Genomic DNA, 20996 nt, shown 5'->3' on the forward strand with positions numbered 1-20996 from the left:
TACACGTGTCCGGGAAAAGCGCCAGAACCCGCTCCACTTCTGCCCAGAGCTCCTCTTGCCTTCTCGCCCTGCTGCGCAGCTCTGCGAGTCCGCTCGGGGTGCTGATTGCATCATCACCCGGCAGCGACTTATCAACTTTCAACCATCAACCATCTACTTCTTCCCGGTGGCTTTTTCCCAGACCTTGTACGTGACGGCGGCGGGGGCCGGGTCGGCTTTCAGGATGCCGAGGCTCTTGAGCAGGGTCACGTTGGCTTTGTACGTGGCGGGGTCGAGGTACCCGGCGCGGCCCTTCAGGGTGGGTCCGGCGTTGTACAGCTTGGCGACCTCGGTCATCTGCCACGTCTGGTGGCTGGCGGCGCTGGAGCGCGTGCCGGAGCCCTTGCAGGTGTTGCCGCAGTTCACGAGGACGGTCTGCACGGCTTCCTTCTGGTTCTTCACGGCGTAGTTCCAGCCTTTCAGGGTGGCGCGCACGAGTTTGGCGGCGACATCCTCGCCGCTCATGCCGCTGCCCTTGAAGTTCCTGTTCGCCAGGGTGCGTTCGGTGGTGAACATCAGGTCCTCGAGGAGGTTGATGCCGTAGTCGCTGGCGTGGAAGATCTGGAGTTTGTCCAGCGGGTACCCGAGGCCGACGATCTGGTACACCTCGTTGTAGGTCATGGCGCTGACCAGGTCGACCTTGTCGGGGAAGACGATGCTGGGGTCGAAGGGGTACGTGACGGCCTGCACGCTGGGGTTGCTGACCGAGGAGTCGAGGCTGGTGGTCAGGCCGTACTTCTTCAGCAGGGCCACCGCCGGGTACTCGTTGCCGCTGGGCCACACGCCCACGCGTTTGCCCTTGAAATCGGCCGGGGTCTTGAGACCGGCGGATTTCAGGGACACGAGGGTGTACCCACTCTTCTGGAACAGCTGCGCGATGTGCACGACCGGGATGCCCTGCTGCCGGGCGGTCAGGAGGTCGGTGATCCAGGTGGTGCCGAAGTCGGCGGTGCCGGTGGCGACCGTCTGGATGGGGCTCTGGTCGCCGGTCGGGAGGAACTGCACGTCCAGCCCTTCGGCTTTGTAGTAGCCCTTGGCCTGCGCGACGAAGAACCCGGCGAACTGCGCCTGCGGGAACCACTTGAGCTGCACCTTGACGGGCACGAGTTTCTGCGCGGAAGCGGGACTGGCGGCGGCGAGGAGCAGGGTGGCCAGGATCAGGGTGCTGCGTTTCATGGGAACCTCCGGGGAGTGGGGAGCGCGTTCGGGTGAAACGGGATCGGTCAGGAGCGGCGGGGCAGCAGCCGCGCCTCGGCGGAGCTGACGAGCGCGAAGAAGGCGATACCGGCAATGGACGCCAGGACGATGGCGGCCCAGACGATGTCCAGCCCGAAGCGGCCCACCTCGATCTGAATGCGGAAGCCCAGGCCGTGCCCGTTCGTGCCGAAGAACTCGGCGACGATGGCGGAGATCAGGGCCAGGGTGCTGGCGACTTTCAGGGCGCCGAACACGAACGGCAGCGCGCCGGGCACGCGGACGTCCCGGAAGGTCTGCACGGGCGTGGCCGCGTAGGTGTGCATCAGGTCGAGGTGCAGTCGCGACGCGCTCTGGAGGCCGCGCACGGCGCCCACCACGACGGGGAACAGGACGGTGACGGCCACGACGACCGTCTTGCTGGGCCAGTCCAGCCCGACGGCTTTCACAATGACGGGTGCGAGCGCCACGATGGGAATCGAGGAGAACAGCGCGGCGTACGGCAGCAGGCCGCGTTCCAGGAACCGGAATCGCACGACGAGCAGCGCCAGCGCCAGCCCCAGCACCGTGCCCGCCAGGAAGCCCAGCAGGGCCTCCAGCACGAAGGTGGTGTACGTGTCCTGAAGCAGGACGGAGCGGGCGGTCCACAGGGCGCTCAGGACGCGGCCCGGCGTGGGGATCAGTCCGGCGGGAACGGCGTAGGCGCGCAGCAGCGCCTCGGTGCCCAGCACGGCCAGGATCAGCGTGAACGCGGCGGGCAGGGTGCGGGCGGCACGGGATTCGCCCTGCGCCGCGCCGCGCACGCCCACAGCGCCCACGGCCAGCAGGGCGAGGATGCCCGCCAGCCACGCCCGCGCGTCCGGGGGCGTGCCCTCGCCGGGGGCGGGGAGGGTCAGCGCGGCGAGCAGCAGGCCCCCCACGCCGACGAGCAGCGCGGCGGCGGTCAGCAGGGCCGCGCCGGGCCGGGCGGCGAGGGTGCGGGCGGGGGTCATCGTCTGGTCCATGGCGTCACCCACCTCTCCAGCGCGTTCACGAGGGCGACCAGCGTGACGCCCAGCAGCGCGCCGTACGCCATGATCACCCACAGGGCGACCGTGTCACTGGCGCGCGAGTTCTCGGCGAGCATCTTGCCCAGCCCGGAGAACGAGATGGTGCTGATCTCCGCGACGATGCTGCCCACCAGCGCGGACGTGACCGCCACCTTCAGCGCCGTGAACAGGTGCGGGAGGCTGGCCGGGAAGCGCAGCAGCCGGTACGTCTGCGCGGGGCTGGCATGGTACGTGCGCATCAGGTCCAGGTGCAACGGATCGGCGCTGCGCAGGCCCCGGCTCATGCCGACCGCGACCGGGAAGAACGCGATGTACGCCGCGATGATCGCCTTGGGCAGGAAGCCCTGCACGCCGTACTGCCCGAGCAGCACCGCCAGCATGGGCGCGATCGCCACGACCGGGACGGTCTGCGACGCGACCAGCCACGGCAGCGTGGCCCGCTCGAACGCGCGGCTGGCAACCAGCAGCAGCGCCAGCCCGATCCCGGTCACGGTCGCCAGCAGCAGGCCCAGCAGCGTCTCCCCGGCGGTGACGCCCACGTTGTACGGCAGCGCCAGGGGCGACGTGACCGGCGTACTCAGGCGCACGAAGCCCTGCGCGAGCTGCGCCGGGGCGGGCACCACCGGGTTGCGCAACTGCGAGGCGCAGGCCAGCGCCGTCCGGCAGTTCAGTTCCGCGCCGCTCGCCAGGGTCCGCCCCGCCGGGCCGACGTTCGCGGCGAGCATCAGCGGCCAGTACAGCGCCGCCGCGATCAACGCCACGATCAGCATCGGGCCCAGACCCGCCACGCGTGAGGGCCGCAGGGTGGTCACGGCGTTCCTCTGTGAGTGGGCAGTGGTGAGTGGTGAGTGGAACAGACCCACGGCCCACTCCCCACTTCCCACTTGCCACTCCCCCCGTTCACGCGTGCCCCTTCTTGAGCAGTTCGCGGATCTCGGTGGCGAGCGTGAAGAAGCGGGGGTCCTCGCGGGTGTCGTCGCTGCGGGGGTGGGGCAGGTCGATGTCCACGACGCCCTCGATGCGGCCGGGGCGGGCGGTCATGACGACCACGCGCGTGCTGAGGAACACCGCTTCCGGGATGGAGTGCGTCACGAAGATCACGGTCTTGCCGGTCTCGCGCCACAGCCGCAGCAGTTCCAGGTTCAGGTGCTCGCGGGTGATCTCGTCCAGCGCGCCGAAGGGTTCGTCCATGAACAGCAGGGGCGGGTCGAACGCCAGCGCGCGGGCGATACTCACGCGCTGCTGCATTCCGCCGGACAGCTGCCAGGGGTAGTTCCGCTCGAATTTCTCCAGGCCGACCAGTTTCAGCATCTCGCGGGCGCGGCCCAGGCGGTCCCCGGGGACGTTCATGACCTCCAGCGGCAGCAGCACGTTCCTGAGCACCGTGCGCCACTCCATCAGCGCGGGCGCCTGGAACACGTACCCGTACTGCCGTTCCCGCCGGGCCTCGTCGGCGGGGCGGCCCGCGATGAGCAGTTCCCCACCGGTCGGTTGTTCCAGGTCGGCCATCAGGCGCAGCAGGGTGGTCTTCCCGCAGCCGCTCGGGCCGATCAGGCTGATGAACTCCCCCTTTTGGATGCTGAGGTTGGCGTCCTTCAGCGCGACCGTCTCCCCGCCGGGCACAGGGAAGACCTTCTGCAGGTCGCGGATGGACACGATGGGCGGCTCGTTCGGAGGCGGACTGACCTGCGACGGGCTGGTCTGCGCCGCACTGGTCTGGGGGGTGGGGCTGGTGTACGTCACGGTTCCTCCTTGAAACTCCGGTCAACCTCGGGCCTGAACCCACTCACCACTTCCGACTTCCCACTTACCGCCTGAGCAACTGCCCGCGCGACGGGTCGCCCACGAACTCGCCCCCCTGCACGGCCACCTGACCGCGCACGGTGACGACCTCGGGCCGCCCGTCGATCTCCCAGCCCTCGTAGCCGCTGTAGTCGTTGTTCATGTGGCTGGTCTGCGCGCTGATGGTGCCGCGGTACGCCGGGTCGTAGATCACGAGGTCGGCGTCGCTGCCCACGCTGACCGTGCCCTTGCGGGGGTACAGGCCGAAGATCTGCGCGGCGCGGGTGCTGGCAGCGTCCACGAAGCGCTCGACGCTCAGGTTGCCCCGGCTGACGCCCTGGGTGTACAGGACGTTCACGCGGTCCTCGATGGCCGGAATGCCGTTCGGGATGAGGGTGAAGTTCCCGTCGCCCATGTGCTTCTGCTGCACGTCGAAGGGGCAGTGGTCGGTGGCGACGGTGGCGATGTCCCCGCGTTCCAGCGCCGCCCAGAGTTTCGGCTGGTTGCCCTTCTCGCGCAGCGGGGGCGACATCACGTACTTCGCGCCCTCCACGCCGGGCCGCTCGGCGTACGTCCTGTCGAGCGTCAGGTGCGGAATGACGACCTCCACGTCCAGGTTCACGCCGCGTGCGCGGGCGTCCAGCGCCGCCTGCAACGCGCGGGCGTTGCTGAGGTGCACCACGTACCCGTGCGCGCCCGTCATCTCCACGAACGTCGCGAAGTGCGCCGTGCCCTCCGCCTCCACGCTCTCCGGACGGCTCGGCTCGTGCCACTCCGGGCCGGTCTTGCCTTCCGCGAGGAGCTTCTGCTGCAATTCCGCGACCAGATCCGCGTTCTCGCAGTGCGCGGTCACGACCACGCCCATTTCCGCCGCCAGGCGGCACACCCGGTACAGCGCCGCGTCGTCGATCCCGAACGCGCCCCGGTACGCCAGGAACACCTTGAACGACCGCATGCCCTGACCCACCAGCTCGCGCAGGGTCGCCTCGGTCCGGTCATCCCAGCGGGTCACGCCGATGTGGAAGGTGTAATCGCAGGCGCTGTTCCCCTCCGCCATGCCCGTCCAGGTGCGCCAGCCGTCCATCAGGTCCTCACTGCCCGCCGGGGCGAGCATCTCGATGAACGTCGTCGTCCCGCCGATCAATGCCGCCTGCGACCCGGTCGCGTGCGTGTCCTTCGCGAACGTCCCCATGAACGGCAGGTGGATATGCACGTGCGGGTCGATGAAGCCGGGGAACACGAACTTCCCGCTCGCGTCGATCACGGTGGCCCCCTCGGGCACCGGGAGGTTCTCGCCGATCTGGGCGATGGTCTCCCCTTCCACGAGCACGTCCGCCCTGAAGCGTTTGCCGTCCGTGACGATCTCGCCGTGTTGAATCAGTAGGGTCATGTGTGCAGCCTCTCAGTGGGTGGGGTATGGACAGTGCTCGACCGGAGTCCGCCTCAGTGGATCTCGATGCCGACTTCTTCGCGGTAGGCCTGCATGGCGGCCCAGCTCTGGGCGATGTCGGGGCGCTGGGCGGTCAGTTCGTCCCAGGTGATGCTCTGGCGGCCGCTGGGGACGGTGACCATGGTGATGCAGCCGTCGACGGGGCAGACGTTGGCGCACAGGGCGCAGCCGACGCAGTCGTTTTCGCGGACGACGGGGCGGGGGCGGGTGTCGGCGACCTGTCGTCCGTTGGTTCTCATGTCGTAGCCGGGGTCGACGGTGACGCCGTCGGGGCTGACGAGGTCGATGCACTGGTGGGCGGTGTCGTTGCAGGCGGCGTAGCAGAGGTCGCAGCCGATGCATTTGTTCTGGTCGATGCGCGCGACGGACTGGTGGGACAGGTCGAGGCCGCCGAAGGTGCTCATCTGCGGCAGTGATTTGCCGGTCACGTCGGCGATGGTGTTGAAGCCGTGGTCGTCCATCCAGTTGCCCAGGCCGTCGGTGAGGTCCTCGATGATGCGGTAGCCGTGTTGCATGGCGGCGGTGCAGACCTGCAACGAGGTGGCGCCGAGGAGGAGGAATTCGGCGGCGTCGCGCCAGGTGGCGATGCCGCCCATGCCGCTGATGGGGACGCCGCTGCGCAGGACCTGGGGGTCGGTCATGAGTTCGGTCAGCATGTTCAGCGCGATGGGTTTGACGGCGGGCCCCGCGTAGCCGCCGTGCGTGCCGCGCCCGCCGATGCTGGGAGAGACGAGCAGGGTGTCGAGGTCAACGCGGGTGACGGAGTTGATGGTGTTGATGAGCGAGAGGGCGTGGGCGCCTCCGGCCAGGGCCGCGTGGGCGGGGTCGACGATGTGGGTGATGTTCGGCGTGAGTTTCACGATGACGGGCAGCCGGGTGACGCTGGTGACCCAGTGGGTGTTCAGCTGGCACATCTCGGGCACCTGGCCGACGGCGGCGCCCATGCCGCGTTCGCTCATGCCCTGCGGGCAGCCGTAGTTGAGTTCGATGCCGTCGGCGCCGGTGTCCTCGATCATCATGACGATGTCCTTCCAGGCCTGCGGGTCGGCGTCGACCATGGCGGACACGATGACGGCCCGGTCGGGCCAGAGGCGTTTGATCTCGGCGATCTCACGCAGGTTGACGTCCAGGGGGCGGTCGCTGATGAGTTCGACGTTGTTGATGGCGAGCATGCGCCGCCCGCCCAGCGTGAGGCTGCCGTAGCGGTTGCTGATGTTCAGGACGGGCGCGCCGATGGTCTTCCAGACGGCGCCGCCCCAGCCGTACTCGAAGGCGCGGTGGATCTGCGCGCCACTGTTGGTGGGGGGCGCCGAGGCGAGCCAGAAGGGGTTGGGGGAGCGGATGCCCGCGAAGTCGATGCTCAGGTCAGCCATGGTGGGCCTCCGTGACGGGCGCGTGGGCCAGGGGGGCGGTCTGGTTGGGTCCGGTGGGGACGGGACCGTGTGCCTCGATGTACAGCGGGTGCTCGCGGACCTCGGCGGGCGGCGTGGGTTTCAGGGTGACGTGGGGCGTGCGTCCCAGGGCGCGTTCGATGCTGGCGGCGGCGATCTTGCCGTCCTGCACGGCCATGACGGTGCTGGCGTTGCCGCGTGCGCGCACGCAGTCCCCGGCGGCGTACACGCGCGGGAGGCTGGTCTGCAGGGTGTCGTCCACGCGGATGTACCCGCCGTCCAGTTCCAGGCCCAGCGTGGCGGCCAGCGCGGGTTTCTCCTGCCCGATGGCGCTGATGACGGTGTCGCAGGGGATGACGAAGTCGCTGCCGGGGATGGGTTCGGGTCGGGCGCGGCCAGAGGCGTCCGGTGCGCCGAGGCCCATGCGGACGCAGCGCAGGCCCGTGACCTGCCCGCCTTCGTGCAGGACTTCCACGGGCTGGGTCAGGAAGCTGAAGGTGATGCCCTCGCTCAGCGCGAAGAGGTACTCGTGGTGGTAGGCGGTCATCTCGCGTTCGGTGCGGCGGTACACCATCAGGGTGTCGGCGCCGGAGCGGCGGGCGATGGTGGCGGCGTCCACGGCGGTGTTCCCCGCGCCGATGATGACGGCGCGCCTGCCGACGCCGGTGGGACGCTCCATCTTGCTGGCCTCGATGACCTGCAACCCGTCGAGGATGTGTTCCTCGCCGGGAATGCCCAGGGCGGGGACGGCGCCCAGGCCCAGCGCGAGGATCACGGCGTCGTGGGTGGTCAGCAGGTCGTCGAGGCCCGCGCGGGTGGTCAGTTCGTGTCCGGTGACGACGGTCACGCCCAGGTCGCGGGCGGCCTGCACCTCGCGCAGCGCGACCTCGACCGGTTCGCGCAGCACGATGATGCCGTAGGTGCTCAGGCCGCCGCCCAGCTCGCGTTTCTCGTACAGCGTGACCTCGTGCCCGGCCCTGGCGAGTTCGGCACTGGCGCTGATCCCGGCGGGGCCGCTGCCAACCACGGCGACGCGGCGCCCGCTGGCGGGGGCGGGCGTGAACAATTGAATGCCGCGTTCCTGCACGTGGTCGACGGCGTGGCGTTGCAGGCGGCCGATCTGGATGGGCGTGTGGTCCGGGCCGAGCACGCACGCACCCTCGCAGAGTTCCTGCACGGGGCAGACGCGGGCGCAGGTGCCACCCAGGAAGTTGCTCTCCAGGATGGTGCGGGCCGAGCCGCGCAGGTTCCCGGTGGCGATCTTGCGGATGAAGGTCGGGATGTCGATGTGGGTGGGGCAGGCCTGCAGGCACGGCGCGTCGTAGCAGTACAGGCAGCGGTTCGCCTCGACGCTCGCCTCGTGCGCGGTCATGGGCGGGAGGAGTTCCTGGAACGTGAGCTGCGGTGGGCGGGCGTCTTCCATGACTGACCTCTCTTCACGGCGGGGCGTGGGGAAGCGGGGTCGGTTCGCACCCTCACTGGAGTCGATTTAACCGAAGTGAAGATGAGCTTAAGCGAGCGGTGTGCATAAGGTCAAGCCTCGTCAGAATTTTTATGAACACGGGACGGCGGCGGTGGATTGGGGAATCAGATCTTATTCGATGCTTAGAAGGGAGAATTAGGACAGTCTGTCCAAACGAGACGGGGCCGGTTCGCGTAGTGCTATACTTCCTAATATGTATTTTTATGCATCTTTTTGAGATAGCCATTCTCGGTGTACGCTGAGGATGTCCTCCACATCGCCTCCGGCCGTTCGCGCGACATTCAGCTTTGCATGGTCACACTGAATTTTTACTCAGTACGCACCAAGATGCCTGTGTTATGGCACAGCCGTGCGCTGGAAGTGCTTTTTGTTCCAAATTTTCCGGACACTCTGCACGTCAGCCTTTTCGGAAACCCCCATACGAACGTCAAGACTTCCGATAGGTCAGGTCAACGTCAACTTCCAGCGCGCCCCATCCGCCAGCGGCGGGCCCGTGACACCGTGAGGGCAACGCCCTGCGCGCCGGAGCCCTCCCATGACCCAGACCAGCCCCAGCACCGATCACCTCCAGCGCCCTCATCTCCTGCTGATCGAGGACGACCGCGACGTGCGCCGCGTCCTGTGCGACGAACTGAGCCTGGAGGGCTTCCACATCCACGCCGAGGCCAGCGGGCAGCAGGGCCTCACGTACACCGCGCAGCACCCGCCCGACCTGATCCTCCTCGATCTGGGCCTGCCGGACCTGCCCGGCGCGGAGGTCACGCGGCGCCTGCGTGAACTCACCGACGCGCCCATCGTCGTCCTGACCGCCACCGACGCCCTGCAGGAACGCGTGCACCAGCTGTCCCTGGGCGCCAACGACTTCGTGATGAAACCCTACGATCCGCGCGAACTGCTCGCGCGGGTGCAGGCCCACCTGCGCCGCCACGGCCGCAGCGCCCCGCTGCGCATCGGGCGTTTCTGCCTGGACCGCCAGCAGCACCGCCTGAGCCTCGACGGGCGCGACCTGCACCTCTCCCCCACGGAACTGCAGATCGCGGCCGTGCTGCTCAGGGAACCGGGGCAGCTGTTCTCCCGCGCGTTCCTGGAACAGCAGCTGTGGCCGGGCACGCCCTACCGCAACGCCCTGAACGTGCACGTGTGCCACCTGCGGGCCAAACTCACCGCGGCGGGCGCCGGGGACCTGCTCGTCAGCGTTCGCCGGGGTGGGCTGGCCCTGCTCGGCGAGCGTGCCGACCCCTGACCGTCCTGTGGCCCTGCGTGCCCCGCGTGGGGTCATACGGAATCCGATTGAATGGGCTGCAAAGCCCGCTGGGTCCGAGCGGATGCGAGAAGGAGAGAAACGCCCCTCCGGACGTGCAGCCGGCAATCCGGTGAAGTTCCGGATTGTTGGCGAAACAAACGGAATCCGTATCAGTCGCGGCCAAGTTGCAGCAGCAGCGCCGAGCCCGCCCGCAGGTGCGTGACGGTCACGGCGACGTCCATGGCCTGCACCTGCAGTTCCGCCGGGCCGCCCGGACCGTCGCCCCGCACGGTCACCCAGCGGCCCTGCGGCGCCACGTAGTACGCGCCCCGCGTACCCGGCGGAACGTCCAGCGTGGGCGTGGTCCCCAGCAGGACGCTGCTGCCGCCCACCTGCCAGCCCAGCGCGAAGGACGCCTGCGGGCCCAGGTCCGGTCCGGCGCGCAGGGCGTCGATCCGCGCCGTCAGCTGCCACGGTCCGGGCGGCACCGGTCCCCAGGGCAGACGCAGGGTGGCCGGCCGGCCGAACAGGCCGTGCCGCAGGACCTGCAGGCTGCCCCCTTCGAGAATCACGCGGTAACCGCTGCCCGTGCGGCATTCCTGCCGCGGCCCGGACGGGGTGGGGGGGGCGGGGTCGCTCAGGGGCGCGGCCGCTCCGGCCAGCGTGATGCCCGCGCCGGTCGCGACGGGCGCGGCGTCCAGGCCGGACAGGCGCGCGTAGTGCGCGGCGAGGCGCGCGTCGGTGCTGGCGCGGGCCAGCCGCTCACGCACCTGCTGCCGTTCGGCGCGGCTGAGGGTCGCGGCGAGCGCCACCCGCAGCGGTTCGCTGGCGAAACACAGCGTCTCGTTGCGGTCCGACGGTCGGTAGTGCAGGTGCGGCAGGTGCACGGTCTCGACCGGGTCGCACGGGCGCAGCAGTTTCAGGTGCTCGGCGTGGGCCAGCAGGCCGGGGGCGTCGTCGAGCAGGGCCGCCGCGACCGCCGGTTCGATCGGGGCGTGCGCGACGGCCAGCCGGGCCATGGCGTCACGGAGCGTGTCCGGCAGCCAGCCCAGGTCGCGCAGCAGCAGGTCGCGCGCCTCGTGCAGCAGCGCCGGGCGTGAACTGCCCAGGTCGGCGTGATCGGCCAGCAGGCTGCGCGCCAGGGGTTCCCACCCGTCGGAATCCATGGCGACCCGCGCGGCGTACGCGTAGCGGCGTTCCTCCGGCCAGGCGTGCTGGCGGCTCGCGAGGGCGTCCATGATCTCGGTGGTGCCCAGGGGCGGCAGGTGCAGGGCGTGCACGCGGGACTGGTCGGTTCCGCTGAGGGCGGCGTGCGTGTCACGCAGCGCCGCGTCGTGCGCCGGGCACAGCACGAGCAGCAGGTCCACCGGGAGGTTCAGCGCGACGTGCACGTGCGGCAGGATCAGCCCGGGGTCCACGACGTCGTTCAGGACGACGATCAGCGGCTGGTTCAGGGGCGGCAGCAGGGACCACAGCCGCACGACGTTGTGCCGCGTGGCGTGCGGGGCGCGCAGCAACTCGAGCCGTTCGGCCGAGTCGGGCAGCAGGCTGCCGAGCTGGTGCAGCAGCGCCGCGAGCAGCAGGTCCGGGTCCGGCGGGCACGCCACGTGCAGGCTCTGCCACTGCCCCTGCGCGAGTCCGCTGATGACCTCGCGGCGGGCCTGGGCGCTGCGGCCGCTGAGCAGCGCCACCTGCGGGCAGCCGCGCGCGGCGCGCAGGGCGCCCAGCAGTGGGCGGTGCAGGTCCGGGCCGGTGAAACTCAGGTCCGGGCCGCTGGTGGGCGCGGCGCGCAGCGCCCAGCCGAGCTGCTCGGCCCGCGCGGAGATCAGGTCGGCGGCGTCGTGCTGCCCGGCGCGCTGCAGACGGGCGTGGGCGCTGCTCAGCTGGGTTTCGACGACCTGCGTGATCCGCCAGCGCTGGCCGTCCACCCAGGCGCGCAGGTCCGGGCTGCCCAGGTCCTCCAGGCCGCTCAGGGGCACGCCGGTGCCCAGGGACAGCCACTCGCCGACCTCGTCGGGGTGAATGCTGGCGGCGCGTTCGGTCCAGTGGTCGAGGTCGCTGGGCAGCGTGAGTTCCAGCATGGGTTGCCGTTCGGGGATCAGGTCCGGCAGGAGGTGACGCAGGCGGTTGAGTTCCACCCGCAGGTTGCGCAGCGCGTCCCCGGACTGCCACAGCAGTTCCGCGAGATGCTCGCGGTGGAAGGGGCGGCGTTCCAGCGTCAGGTACGCGAGCAGCGCGGCGCCCTTGGCGGACACCGGGACGGGCTTGGCGGCGCGGCTGAGGTACGTGTGGCCGAGGACGTGCAGGGTCAGGTCACGGGCAGGCATGTCTTCTCCCTCCGGAAGGCGCGCTGGGGGGGAAGCGCCGGGTGGTCAGGGTTTGCGGGGCGGGTCTGCGGGCGTGGTCAGGATCTCGTACAGTTCACGGATGTACCGGGCGCGGGCGCGGGTCCAGTCCTCGCCGGTGCGGCCGCCGTGATCGAGACTGCCGATGCTGGACAGGTCGGTCGCGATCTCGAGCGCGCGGGTATTGAAATCCGTCGTCACCAGATTCAACTTTTCGCTCATGTTTCATGCTATCAGAGTCCGCCGCCCCCCCCGCCAAGGGGACAGGCCCGGTGGCGTTGCAGGGCCGGCAGCGCCCGCCAGAGGCACTCCGGGACGCATTCGCCCGCCACGCGGCGGGTGGGGCGTTAACGCCCGTGTAGCGGCGCAGCGACCGGATTAACGTTCGTGAACGGCCCTCATAAATACCATGCGGCCATCATCTTCGCCTGATCACGACCGGCCCCCCGAGTCCCACCCGGTCGTGCGGAGGCCCGTATGACCCGCGCCCTCACTGACCCGGTCTCGTCTGCCCACTGGAGGCCACATGCACGTTGCTCTGCTCTGTGAAGGCACGTACCCGCACGCTGGCGGCGGCGTGAGCGTCTGGTGCGACCAGCTGATCCGCGGTCTGCCCGAACACCGCTTCCAGGTGTACGCCCTGACCGCCCAGCACGAGGTCACGCCCGGCGACCTGCCGGAAAACGTCCAGCGGCTCGAGAGCGTGCCGCTGTGGTCGCTGCAGCCGCTGCCGCGGCGCGCCCGGACAGGAGCGGGCCACGCCGACCGGCGGGACGCGCTGGACGGCTTCGCGCAGCTCATGTACGCGCTGTTCACGCCCGGCAGTGACCCGGAGGTGATGCTGGGCGGCCTGCGCCGGCTGCACACCTACGCGCAGGCCACGGACCTGGAGGCACTGCTGACCGGTCGGGGCCGCGCCGAGCAGATCTACGACCTCTGGAGCCGCGCCGCGCAGCCCACCCGCAGCCAGCAGCGCCCGGAGGGGGACCTGCTGCTGCAACCCACCCTGGCGGACGCCGTGCAGGCGACGCTGTGGCTGTCGCGCTTCCTGCGGCCGCTGAGCGTGCGCCCCCCGGCGGCGGACCTGACCCACGCGACCGGGAACGGCCTGTCGACGCTGCTGGCCTTCACGGCGAAATGGGCGTACGGCACGCCGTTCGTGCTGACCGAGCACGGCATCTACCTGCGCGAACGCTACCTGGAGCTGCGGTTCACGAGCCACAGCCCGGCGTTCAAGTCGTTCCTGCTGCGCTTCTACGGCTGCCTGACCCGCGCGGCATACCGCATGGCGGACCTGATCACGCCCGGCTCGCGGTACAACGAACGCTGGGAGGTCCGCGAGGGCGCCGACCCGGCGCGGATCATGGCGGTGTACAACGGCGTGAACCCGGCGGCCTTCCCGCCCAGCGCGGCCGAACCCGCGCAGCCCACCATCAGCTGGGTGGGCCGCATCGATCCCCTGAAGGATCTCGAGACGCTGATCCGGGCGTTCGCGCTGGTGCGGGAGCAGCTGCCCGGCGCGCAGCTGCGCATGTTCGGGTCCGTGCCGCGCGGCAACGAGGACTACGCCCGGTTCTGCCACTCACTGACGCAGGAGGTCGGGGTGCAGGGCAGCGCCACCTTCGAGGGGCACGTCCCGGCGGTCGTGGACGCGTATCACGCCGGTCACATGGTCGCCCTGACCAGCATCAGCGAGGGCTTCCCGTACACCCTGATCGAGGCGATGGCGACCGGCCGCGCGACCGTGTCCACCGACGTGGGCGGCGTGAGCGAGGCCGTCGGGGAAGCCGGGCTGGTCGTGCCGTCCCGCGATCCGCACGCCGTCGCGCGGGCGTGCGTGCAGCTGCTGTCCAGCGCGCCGCTGCGCGAGCGGCTGGGCCGCGCCGCGCGCCAGCGGGTGCTGTCGCAGTTCACGCTGGACTCGTTCCTGGACGTGTACCGCGGGCTGTACCCGCAGGTCGCGCGGCCCGCGCGGGTGCCCGCGTGAGCGCCACGCTGCGCCGCACGCCGGACACCGAGCGGCGCGAGCGCCTGCCCGCCGCGTGGTCGGGCCGGGACCGCCGCGCACCGGACCCGCTGGCGCAGCTGTCCCGCCGCCTGGAGGGCGCCTGCCAGGGCGCGGTGCAGCCGCTGGAACTCGCCGCGATCCTGGAAGCCGAGGGGTACACCGATCAGCTGGTCCGCACGCGCTTCGGCACGCCGGACGTGTTCGCGTGCGCGCAGCTGCTGTACCGGCGCGTGCCGTTCCGCCCGCCGGACGTGACGGCCAGCACCCTGCCGCGCCCCGTGCCGCTGGGACGCGACCTGACGCGCGGCGTGATCTACCTGATGCCCGCCCTGTGGACCCCGTTCGCGCTGCCGCTGACGCCCGGCATGGGCGCGGCGCAGGTCACGACCGCCGGACTGCTGACCGCCACGCTGTTCGGCTGGGGCTGGATGCAGGGCGTCGCGTACCGGGGTTACCAGGCGCTCGTGCGCGGCCCGGCGCCCGCCGCGCGGACCCTGGCGGTCGCGGGCGTGCAGGCGACGGTCCTGACGGCGGCGCTGGCCGCCGGGGTGGCCTGGATGCTGGACCTGCCGGTCCTGCTCACGGCGGGCGTGGCCCTGGCGATGGGCACGTACCTCGCGAGTGCCACGGCGCTGCTCGTGCTGGGGCAGGAGGCGCGGCTGCTGCTGACGGCCCTGCCGGTCGCGGCGCTGATCCTGGCGGACCTGAGCGGCGTGGTGCAGGCGCCGCAGTGGCTGACGCTGCTGCTCGCCGTGGGCGGCCCGCTGCTGGCGGCCGCTCAGACCGTGATCCGCGCGGGGCGGCCCGCGGCGGCGGTCGCCACCCGGTCCGGGCGGGCGCTGCTGTACGCGACGTACGGCTGGCTGTGCGCGGCGTTCCTGGCGGCGCGGCTGCTCAATCCGTGGCAGCCGGGCGGGGCGGACCTGAGCGGCATGATGGGCCTGTCCTGGAGTGTCGCGCCGCTGGTGCTGGGCATGGGGGTGCTGGAGTTCACGCTGCGCGGCCTGCACCGCGGCCTGGGCGACTGCGCGCGCCGCACCGACCCGGTGGGCGTGATCCGCGCGCGCGCCGCGCGGTTCCTGAGCGGCCGGGTCGCGCTGTTCACCGCCGGGCTGGCCCTGACGTACCTGCTCGTGGCGCTGCTGTCGCCGCGCCTGGGCGGTCCGGTGCTGGCGCCCGAACTGCTGACCGGGCACGTGCTGGTGGGCGGGGCGCTGCTGCTCAGCGGGTACCTGATCAACGTGTCGCTGCTGGGCGGGGCGCTGCTGGCCTGGGCGGGCGCGCTGGGCGCGCAGGTGGCGGTGCGGGAGGCGGGACTCGCGCCGGACCCGGCGTACCTGCTGGGCGCGGTGGTGGCGGCGCTGCTGTGCGGGCTGCTGACCACCTGGGCGGTGAGGGACGCGCGTCACCTCACGTAAGACCCACGCCGGACCTGCTGGCATGACGTGACAACGAAGTCTTGATGGCCGCGGCCCCTGGGGAGGTGCGCCGCGCCAGGTGGGTGCGTGCGCCCGTCGGAAGGGGGGAGGAACATGGGAAAACTGGTCGCCGTGACCGGAGCCGAGGGCTTCATCGGCTCGCACCTCGTGGAGACGCTCGTGCGCGGTGGCGCGCGGGTGCGGGCGATGGTGCTGTACAACAGCTTCGGCAGCTGGGGCTGGCTGGACGACCTGCCGCCCGAGATTCTGGAGCACGTCGAGGTCGTGCTGGGTGACGTCCGTGACCCGGTCAGCGTGCGGGAATTCATGCGTGGCGCGGACGTGGTCTACCACCTGGCGGCGCTGATCGCCATTCCGTACTCGTACGCGGCGCCGCACTCGTACGTGCAGACGAACGTGGTGGGCACCCTGAACGTGCTGGAGGCCGCCCGGGACCTGCAGACGCCCCGGCTGGTGCACACGAGCACCAGCGAGGTGTACGGCACGGCGCGCAGCGTGCCCATCACCGAGCGGCACCCGCTGCAGGGGCAGTCGCCGTACTCCGCGACGAAGATCGCGGCGGACAAGCTGGTCGAGGCCTACCACCTGAGTTTCGGCCTGCCGGTCGTGACGCTGCGGCCCTTCAACACGTACGGGCCGCGCCAGTCGGCGCGCGCGGTGATTCCCACGATCATCTCCCAGATCGCCGCGCGCCGCCCGGTCGTGCGGGTGGGGGCGCTGCGGCCCACGCGGGACTTCAACTACGTGCGGGACACCGCCCGGTCCTTCCAGGCGGTCGGGGACGCCCCGGCCGAGCGGGTCGTGGGCCGCACCCTGAACACCGGGACCGGCGTGGAGGTCAGTGTCGGGGACCTGATCCGCGTGATCGCCGACGTGATGGGCCAGCAGGTGCAGGTCGAGGAGGAGCAGCAGCGCCTGCGCCCCGAGGGCAGCGAGGTCATGCGCCTGGTCGGGGACAACAGCGAGCTGCGCGCCGCGACCGGCTGGGCCCCGCACTTCGACCTGCACGCCGGGCTGGAGGCCACCAGCCAGTGGTTCCTGGAGCCGCGCAACCTCGCGCACTACCGGCCCGATCAGTACACCATCTGACGCGCTCCCCTGCCCCCCCCGACGCCCTCTTTCGACGCGGGTCCGCGTGACCCGAGGAGGTCTGACCATGCACGCAGTGATCCTGGCTGGCGGTAAAGGCACCCGGCTGCGGCCGTACACCACCTGCGTTCCCAAACCCCTGGTGCCCATCGGGGACCGCTACTCGATCCTGGAGATCGTGATGCACCAGCTGGCCCACTACGGGTTCACGCACGTGACCCTGGCCATCGGGCATATGGGCACCCTGATCCGGTCGTTCGTGGGGGACGGCAGCCGCTTCGGGCTGCAGGTCACCTACCTGGAGGAAGCGACGCCGCTGGGCACCATCGGGCCGCTGCTGGGCGCGCTGGACAGCCTGCCCGAGCACTTCCTGGTCATGAACGGCGACGTCCTGACGAACCTGAACTACGCCAAGCTGCTGCGCGGCCACGCGGCGAGCAGCGCGCCCGTCACCGTCGCCACGTACGCCCGCGAGGTCCGCAGCGAGTTCGGTGTGCTGGACATCGACGGCGGGACCATCACCCACTTCCGCGAGAAGCCGGTGTTCAACTTCATGGTCAGCATGGGCATCTACGGCTTCAGCCGCGAGACGCTGGAGCGGTACCCGGCCGGGCGGCCCTTCGGCTTCGACGACCTAGTGCTGGATCTGCTCTCCCGCGAGACGCGCCCCGCCAGCTTCCCCTTCGACGGGTACTGGCTGGACATCGGCCGGCCCGAGGACTACGACCGCGCGAACGCCGACTTCGACCGCTACATCGGCATGCTGATGCCCGGCATGACCCTCGGCACGCCCGTCCCCACCCCCGACGCGTACCTGAACGGCGCGCCCGCCTGACCCCCGGAGGACCGTGATGAAGCACCTGAAACTCCTGGCGCTGAGCGTCCTGCTGGCCGCCTGCGCGACCCGCACCGCACCCAGCCCGGCGCCCGCCGAGGCGGAACTGCCCGTCACCGGGGATCACGTGGCCGCCACCCACGAAGGGCACGAGATCCACGAGCCGCTGCGTCCCGGCGCGGCCGGACCGCGCGGGGAGAACCTGCGGCCCCTGCCGGACCTCAGCGGGCCGCGCACGCCGCTGCCGCTGCGACCGCTGGCCGTCACGCCGAACACCGACGTGGTCGCCCTGCGCGTCCTGATCCTCGCGGGCAGCGCCGACAGCAACCTCGACACCGCGCGCGCCATGCTGGACCAGGCGGGCGTCCCGTACGACGTGACCTTCCCCGCGCAGACCCCCCTGACGCCGGACACGCTGGTCGCCCCGGACGGCAGCGGCCGTTACCAGGGCGTGATCCTCACCACCGGGAACCTCGCGTACGAGGCCAGTCCCGGCGTGTTCCAGAGCGCGCTGGACTGGGCCGGATGGAACCTGCTGTGGCAGTACCAGAAGGACTACCGCGCCCGGCAGCTGTCGCTGTACACCTACCCCGGCACCTGGCCGGAAGATTACGGCCTGCGCGACGCCGGCGTGGCGAGCAGCGCCGCGGACGTGAAACCCACCGCCGCCGCCGCCGGGGTGCTCAGCGACCTGCGGCAGGTGAACATCCCGGTGCGCTACGCGTACAACTACCCGTCCACGCTGGCCACCGTGACCGGCGTGACCACCACGCCACTGCTGCGCGACGCCAACGGCCGGGTGCTGGGCGTGCAGTCCACCACGGACGGCCGCGAGCGGGTCGCGCTGACCTTCGCGCAGAACCCGTACCTGCTGCACAGCACCCTGCTGGGGTACTCCCTGACGAACTGGCTGACCCGCGGCGTGCGCCTGGGCGAGTACCGCCGCTTCGCGCAGCTGGACATCGACGACTGGTTCCTGCCGGGCGACGTGTACAACGCCACGACCGGCGCGATCAAACCCGACGGGTTCCGCATCGCCGCCGTGGACGCCATGAACCTCCCCACGCAACTGGCGAACCTGCGGGCCCTGTACCCGGTCGCCCCGGCGCTGAACTTCACCATCGCGTACAACGGGGGCGGCGCGAACGCCAGCGCGCCCGCCAGCTGCGCCTCGTACCCCCTGGGCACGCCCGACACGCTGTCCAGCGCCACGAAATGCCTCGCGAACAGTTTCGACTGGGTCAGCCACACCCTCGACCACGAGTACATGGACTTCCTGACGTACGACCAGTCCATGGCGCAACTCGCCCCGAATCTGAGCGTCGCGCAGGCGTTCGGCCTGAAACTCAGCGCGCAGGGCCTCGTGACCGGCGACATGTCCGGCCTGGGCTACTACAACCCCGCCGGGGACGGCCCCAAGACGAACTTCGGGCTGGGGGCGTCGAACCTCGCCTTCCTGAACGCCGCGCAGGCGACCGGAGTGCGGTACCTCGCGTCGAACCGCTCGGTGGACGGCCAGTGGGACCCCAGCTGCACGAACTGCGGCCTGTACCACCCGCTGAACCCCTCTGTCTTCCTGGTGCCCCGCTGGCCCACGAACGTCTTCTACCACGTCACCAACCCCACCCAGGCCGTCACGGCGTACAACAGCGTGTACGGCCCGAACGGCACCGCCCCGTACTGGGACCACAACCTGACGTACAGCGAGTACCTGGACAAGGAAAGCGATCTGGCGCTGGGTCACGTGCTGTCCGGCAGCGCCTTCCCGCACTACATGCACCAGAACAACCTGCGGCAGTACGCCATCAACAAGAGCCTCGCCAGCGACTGGCTGGGCGCCATGCTGAAGAAATACGCCCGGTACTCCACGCTGCCGCTGAACACCTGGCGCTGGGACGACCTGGGCCCGTACATGCGCGACCGGACCCTGGCCCTGAAATCCGGCGTGAGCGGCCGCTGGAACCGCGCCACGAACAGCGTCACCCTCACCTCCGAACGCGGCGGTCCGGCCTTCGTGACCGGCGCGCTGGGCGGCACGCAGACGAGTTACGCCGGGCGGACCATCAGTCTCGTGACCCTGGGTGCCGGTCAGAGCGTCACCCTGCCCGTTCAGTGAGGCGGGCCGCGCCCGCCCGCGCCGGGGCCACGCCCGCGCACCTCCCGCCGCCCTGCCCCCCGGAGGCCCCATGACCGGACACCTCCGCCACCCCCTGACGTACCTGCAGCCGCCCGCCCGGCCGACCGGGACGCCGGACCGGCGCGCCCTGAGCGTGTACTACGGCCCGAACGCCCTGAACGTCCTGTGCCGCTACCGGCGCGTGATCGTGCAGCCCGGCCACTACCGCGTGGACGCCGTGCGCTGGCTGCAGGCACGCGGCGTGCAGGTCCTGGCGTACCTGAGCCTGGGCATGGACAGCAGCCCGCACGGCGACTGGCTGCGCGGCGCGCCCGACCCGCACTGGCACCTGCGGCCCGTGGACGCCCGTCACCCGGAGTGGCGCGCGCGGATCGAGGCGCAGGTCCTGGCGCACAGGGCCGTGTTCGACGGGTTCCTGCTCGACACGCTCGACAGCGCCAGCGACCCGGTGCAGGTGCGCGCCATGCTCAAGCTCGTGCGGCAGGTGCGGCAGTGGGCGGGCCCCTGCTACCTGATGGCCAACCGCGGCTTCGGGCTGCTGCCGCGCCTGGGCGGGACCATCAACGGCGTGCTGATCGAGGCGCTCTCGACGACCTGGGCGGACGGGTACCGCATGTACGAACGGCACGAGCTGGAGTACACGGCCGCGCTGGTCGCCCAGGCCCGCCGCCTGCACCTGGAGGTGTACGGCCTGGACTACGCCGTCACCACCCGCGCGCGGCGGTTCGCGCTGCGCCGCGCCGAGGCGCTGGGCGTCCCCACGTTCGTCAGCAACCGCGAACTGACCCTGCCCGGCGGCCTGCTGCCGCGCCTGGCCGCGCCGGAACGGCACGCGCACGGGTCCCTGAGCAGCACGTCCGCCTGAACGGACGTGCCTGCCGGGGGTCAGGGGGTCACAGGGCCGCGTCGATGCTGACGTCGTCCCAGTCCAGGGCGACGTCCTCGAGCGTCACGACCGGCACCTCGGCCAGCAGGGCGCGCAGGTGCTCGATCTGCTCGGTGATCTTCGGTGAGGACGGCGCGACCTCCTCGGGTTCCGCCTGACGCGCCCGGAACCAGAAGCGCGGCTTGCCGGGCTGCCTGGCCTGCGCGGTCCGTTCGTCCAGCAGCGCCACGAGTGCCTGCGTGGCCTGCACGATCTGCTCGTCCAGCGGCGTGGAGAGCAGTTCGGCGACCTTCTGGGTCTGCAGCAGGCCGCTGAGGGTCGCGGGATCGGCGCCCAGGTCCGCCACGCAGCGGGTCGTGAGGTGCTGGGTGTGGCCCATGTTCGACGCGAGCCCGACCGTGTTGCCGGGGCGGCGCACCCGGTCGCCCTGCACGGCGATCAGTTCGGGCAGGGCGTCGCGGCGCGGCACGGCGATCAGGCGCAGCCAGGGGCCACGGGCCCGGTGAGAGTGCAGGACCGTGATGACCTGCGCAGTGCGGTAGACCGCGTCGTCAGTGGCAGTCAGGGCCTCGCGGACGTTCATGCGCCCACCCTAGCGGGTGGGGCGGCACAAATCTCTTTCACTT

At 70.9% G+C, this 20996-nt stretch carries 17 protein-coding genes; 7 read left to right on the forward strand and 10 right to left on the reverse strand.

The window, feature by feature from the left end; genetic code table 11:
• Positions 1 to 153 precede the first annotated feature (153 nt).
• The 7 genes from DEIGR_RS15845 to DEIGR_RS15875 form a co-directional block, all read right to left on the reverse strand.
• On the reverse strand, positions 154 to 1215 hold the full coding sequence (locus tag DEIGR_RS15845) for an ABC transporter substrate-binding protein (RefSeq protein WP_058978928.1): 1062 nt from the start codon (positions 1213 to 1215) through the stop codon (positions 154 to 156).
• 47 nt (positions 1216 to 1262) lie between these two features.
• Positions 1263 to 2237: an ABC transporter permease gene (locus DEIGR_RS15850; RefSeq protein ID WP_058979336.1), complete on the reverse strand. Its 975-nt coding sequence runs from the start codon at positions 2235 to 2237 to the stop codon at positions 1263 to 1265.
• Positions 2222 to 3094 (reverse strand): ABC transporter permease, encoded by an 873-nt coding sequence (locus tag DEIGR_RS15855; RefSeq protein WP_236704901.1) that lies wholly within the window; start codon positions 3092 to 3094, stop codon positions 2222 to 2224. Before DEIGR_RS15855 ends, DEIGR_RS15850 begins: the two co-directional genes overlap by 16 nt.
• Before the next feature lie 88 nt (positions 3095 to 3182).
• Positions 3183 to 4025 (reverse strand): ABC transporter ATP-binding protein, encoded by an 843-nt coding sequence (locus DEIGR_RS15860; protein WP_236704903.1) that lies wholly within the window; start codon positions 4023 to 4025, stop codon positions 3183 to 3185.
• Between the two features lie 64 nt (positions 4026 to 4089).
• Positions 4090 to 5454 (reverse strand): dihydropyrimidinase, encoded by a 1365-nt coding sequence (hydA, locus tag DEIGR_RS15865; RefSeq protein ID WP_058978932.1) that lies wholly within the window; start codon positions 5452 to 5454, stop codon positions 4090 to 4092.
• A gap of 53 nt (positions 5455 to 5507) precedes the next feature.
• A complete protein-coding gene (preA, locus tag DEIGR_RS15870) occupies positions 5508 to 6887 on the reverse strand; it encodes an NAD-dependent dihydropyrimidine dehydrogenase subunit PreA (RefSeq protein WP_058978934.1) in 1380 nt (459 codons plus the stop codon).
• Entirely contained in the window at positions 6880 to 8328 is a 1449-nt protein-coding gene (locus DEIGR_RS15875) for an NAD(P)-dependent oxidoreductase (protein WP_083524214.1), read from the reverse strand. The genes preA and DEIGR_RS15875 overlap by 8 nt, the downstream gene beginning before the upstream one ends.
• 595 nt (positions 8329 to 8923) lie before the next feature.
• On the opposite strand from DEIGR_RS15875, the gene DEIGR_RS15880 reads away from it, so the two are divergent.
• Complete coding sequence (locus DEIGR_RS15880) at positions 8924 to 9631, forward strand: response regulator transcription factor (RefSeq protein WP_058978936.1); 708 nt, start codon at positions 8924 to 8926, stop codon at positions 9629 to 9631.
• Positions 9632 to 9801: 170 nt separating this feature from the next.
• On the opposite strand, the gene DEIGR_RS15885 is transcribed toward DEIGR_RS15880, so the two are convergent.
• Positions 9802 to 11958 (reverse strand): hypothetical protein, encoded by a 2157-nt coding sequence (locus tag DEIGR_RS15885; RefSeq protein WP_058978938.1) that lies wholly within the window; start codon positions 11956 to 11958, stop codon positions 9802 to 9804.
• Positions 11959 to 12003: 45 nt separating this feature from the next.
• On the reverse strand, positions 12004 to 12198 hold the full coding sequence (locus DEIGR_RS15890) for a hypothetical protein (protein ID WP_058978940.1): 195 nt from the start codon (positions 12196 to 12198) through the stop codon (positions 12004 to 12006).
• A 304-nt stretch (positions 12199 to 12502) separates the two neighbouring features.
• Between DEIGR_RS15890 and pelF the strand changes: the two genes are divergently transcribed.
• From pelF to DEIGR_RS15920, 6 genes are all read left to right on the forward strand, one after another.
• A complete protein-coding gene (gene pelF, locus DEIGR_RS15895) occupies positions 12503 to 13963 on the forward strand; it encodes a GT4 family glycosyltransferase PelF (protein ID WP_058978941.1) in 1461 nt (486 codons plus the stop codon).
• Positions 13960 to 15402, forward strand: coding sequence for a hypothetical protein (locus DEIGR_RS15900; protein ID WP_058978943.1), 1443 nt, complete (start codon positions 13960 to 13962; stop codon positions 15400 to 15402). The genes pelF and DEIGR_RS15900 overlap by 4 nt, the downstream gene beginning before the upstream one ends.
• A gap of 114 nt (positions 15403 to 15516) precedes the next feature.
• Positions 15517 to 16512 carry a GDP-mannose 4,6-dehydratase gene (locus DEIGR_RS15905; protein WP_058978945.1) on the forward strand — a complete coding sequence of 332 codons (996 nt, stop codon included), beginning with the start codon at positions 15517 to 15519 and terminating at the stop codon, positions 16510 to 16512.
• Positions 16513 to 16579: 67 nt separating this feature from the next.
• Positions 16580 to 17347: a nucleotidyltransferase family protein gene (locus DEIGR_RS15910; RefSeq protein ID WP_058978947.1), complete on the forward strand. Its 768-nt coding sequence runs from the start codon at positions 16580 to 16582 to the stop codon at positions 17345 to 17347.
• Between the two features lie 16 nt (positions 17348 to 17363).
• Entirely contained in the window at positions 17364 to 19463 is a 2100-nt protein-coding gene (locus DEIGR_RS15915; RefSeq protein ID WP_058978949.1) for an Agd3-related carbohydrate deacetylase, read from the forward strand.
• Positions 19464 to 19533: 70 nt separating this feature from the next.
• Entirely contained in the window at positions 19534 to 20349 is an 816-nt protein-coding gene (locus tag DEIGR_RS15920; protein ID WP_058978950.1) for an endo alpha-1,4 polygalactosaminidase, read from the forward strand.
• A gap of 28 nt (positions 20350 to 20377) precedes the next feature.
• Here the strand turns inward: DEIGR_RS15920 and DEIGR_RS15925 are convergent, their stop codons facing one another.
• Positions 20378 to 20953 carry a hypothetical protein gene (locus DEIGR_RS15925; RefSeq protein ID WP_058978952.1) on the reverse strand — a complete coding sequence of 192 codons (576 nt, stop codon included), beginning with the start codon at positions 20951 to 20953 and terminating at the stop codon, positions 20378 to 20380.
• Positions 20954 to 20996 lie beyond the last annotated feature (43 nt).

The organism is Deinococcus grandis, from assembly GCF_001485435.1.
Lineage (GTDB): Bacteria > Deinococcota > Deinococci > Deinococcales > Deinococcaceae > Deinococcus > Deinococcus grandis.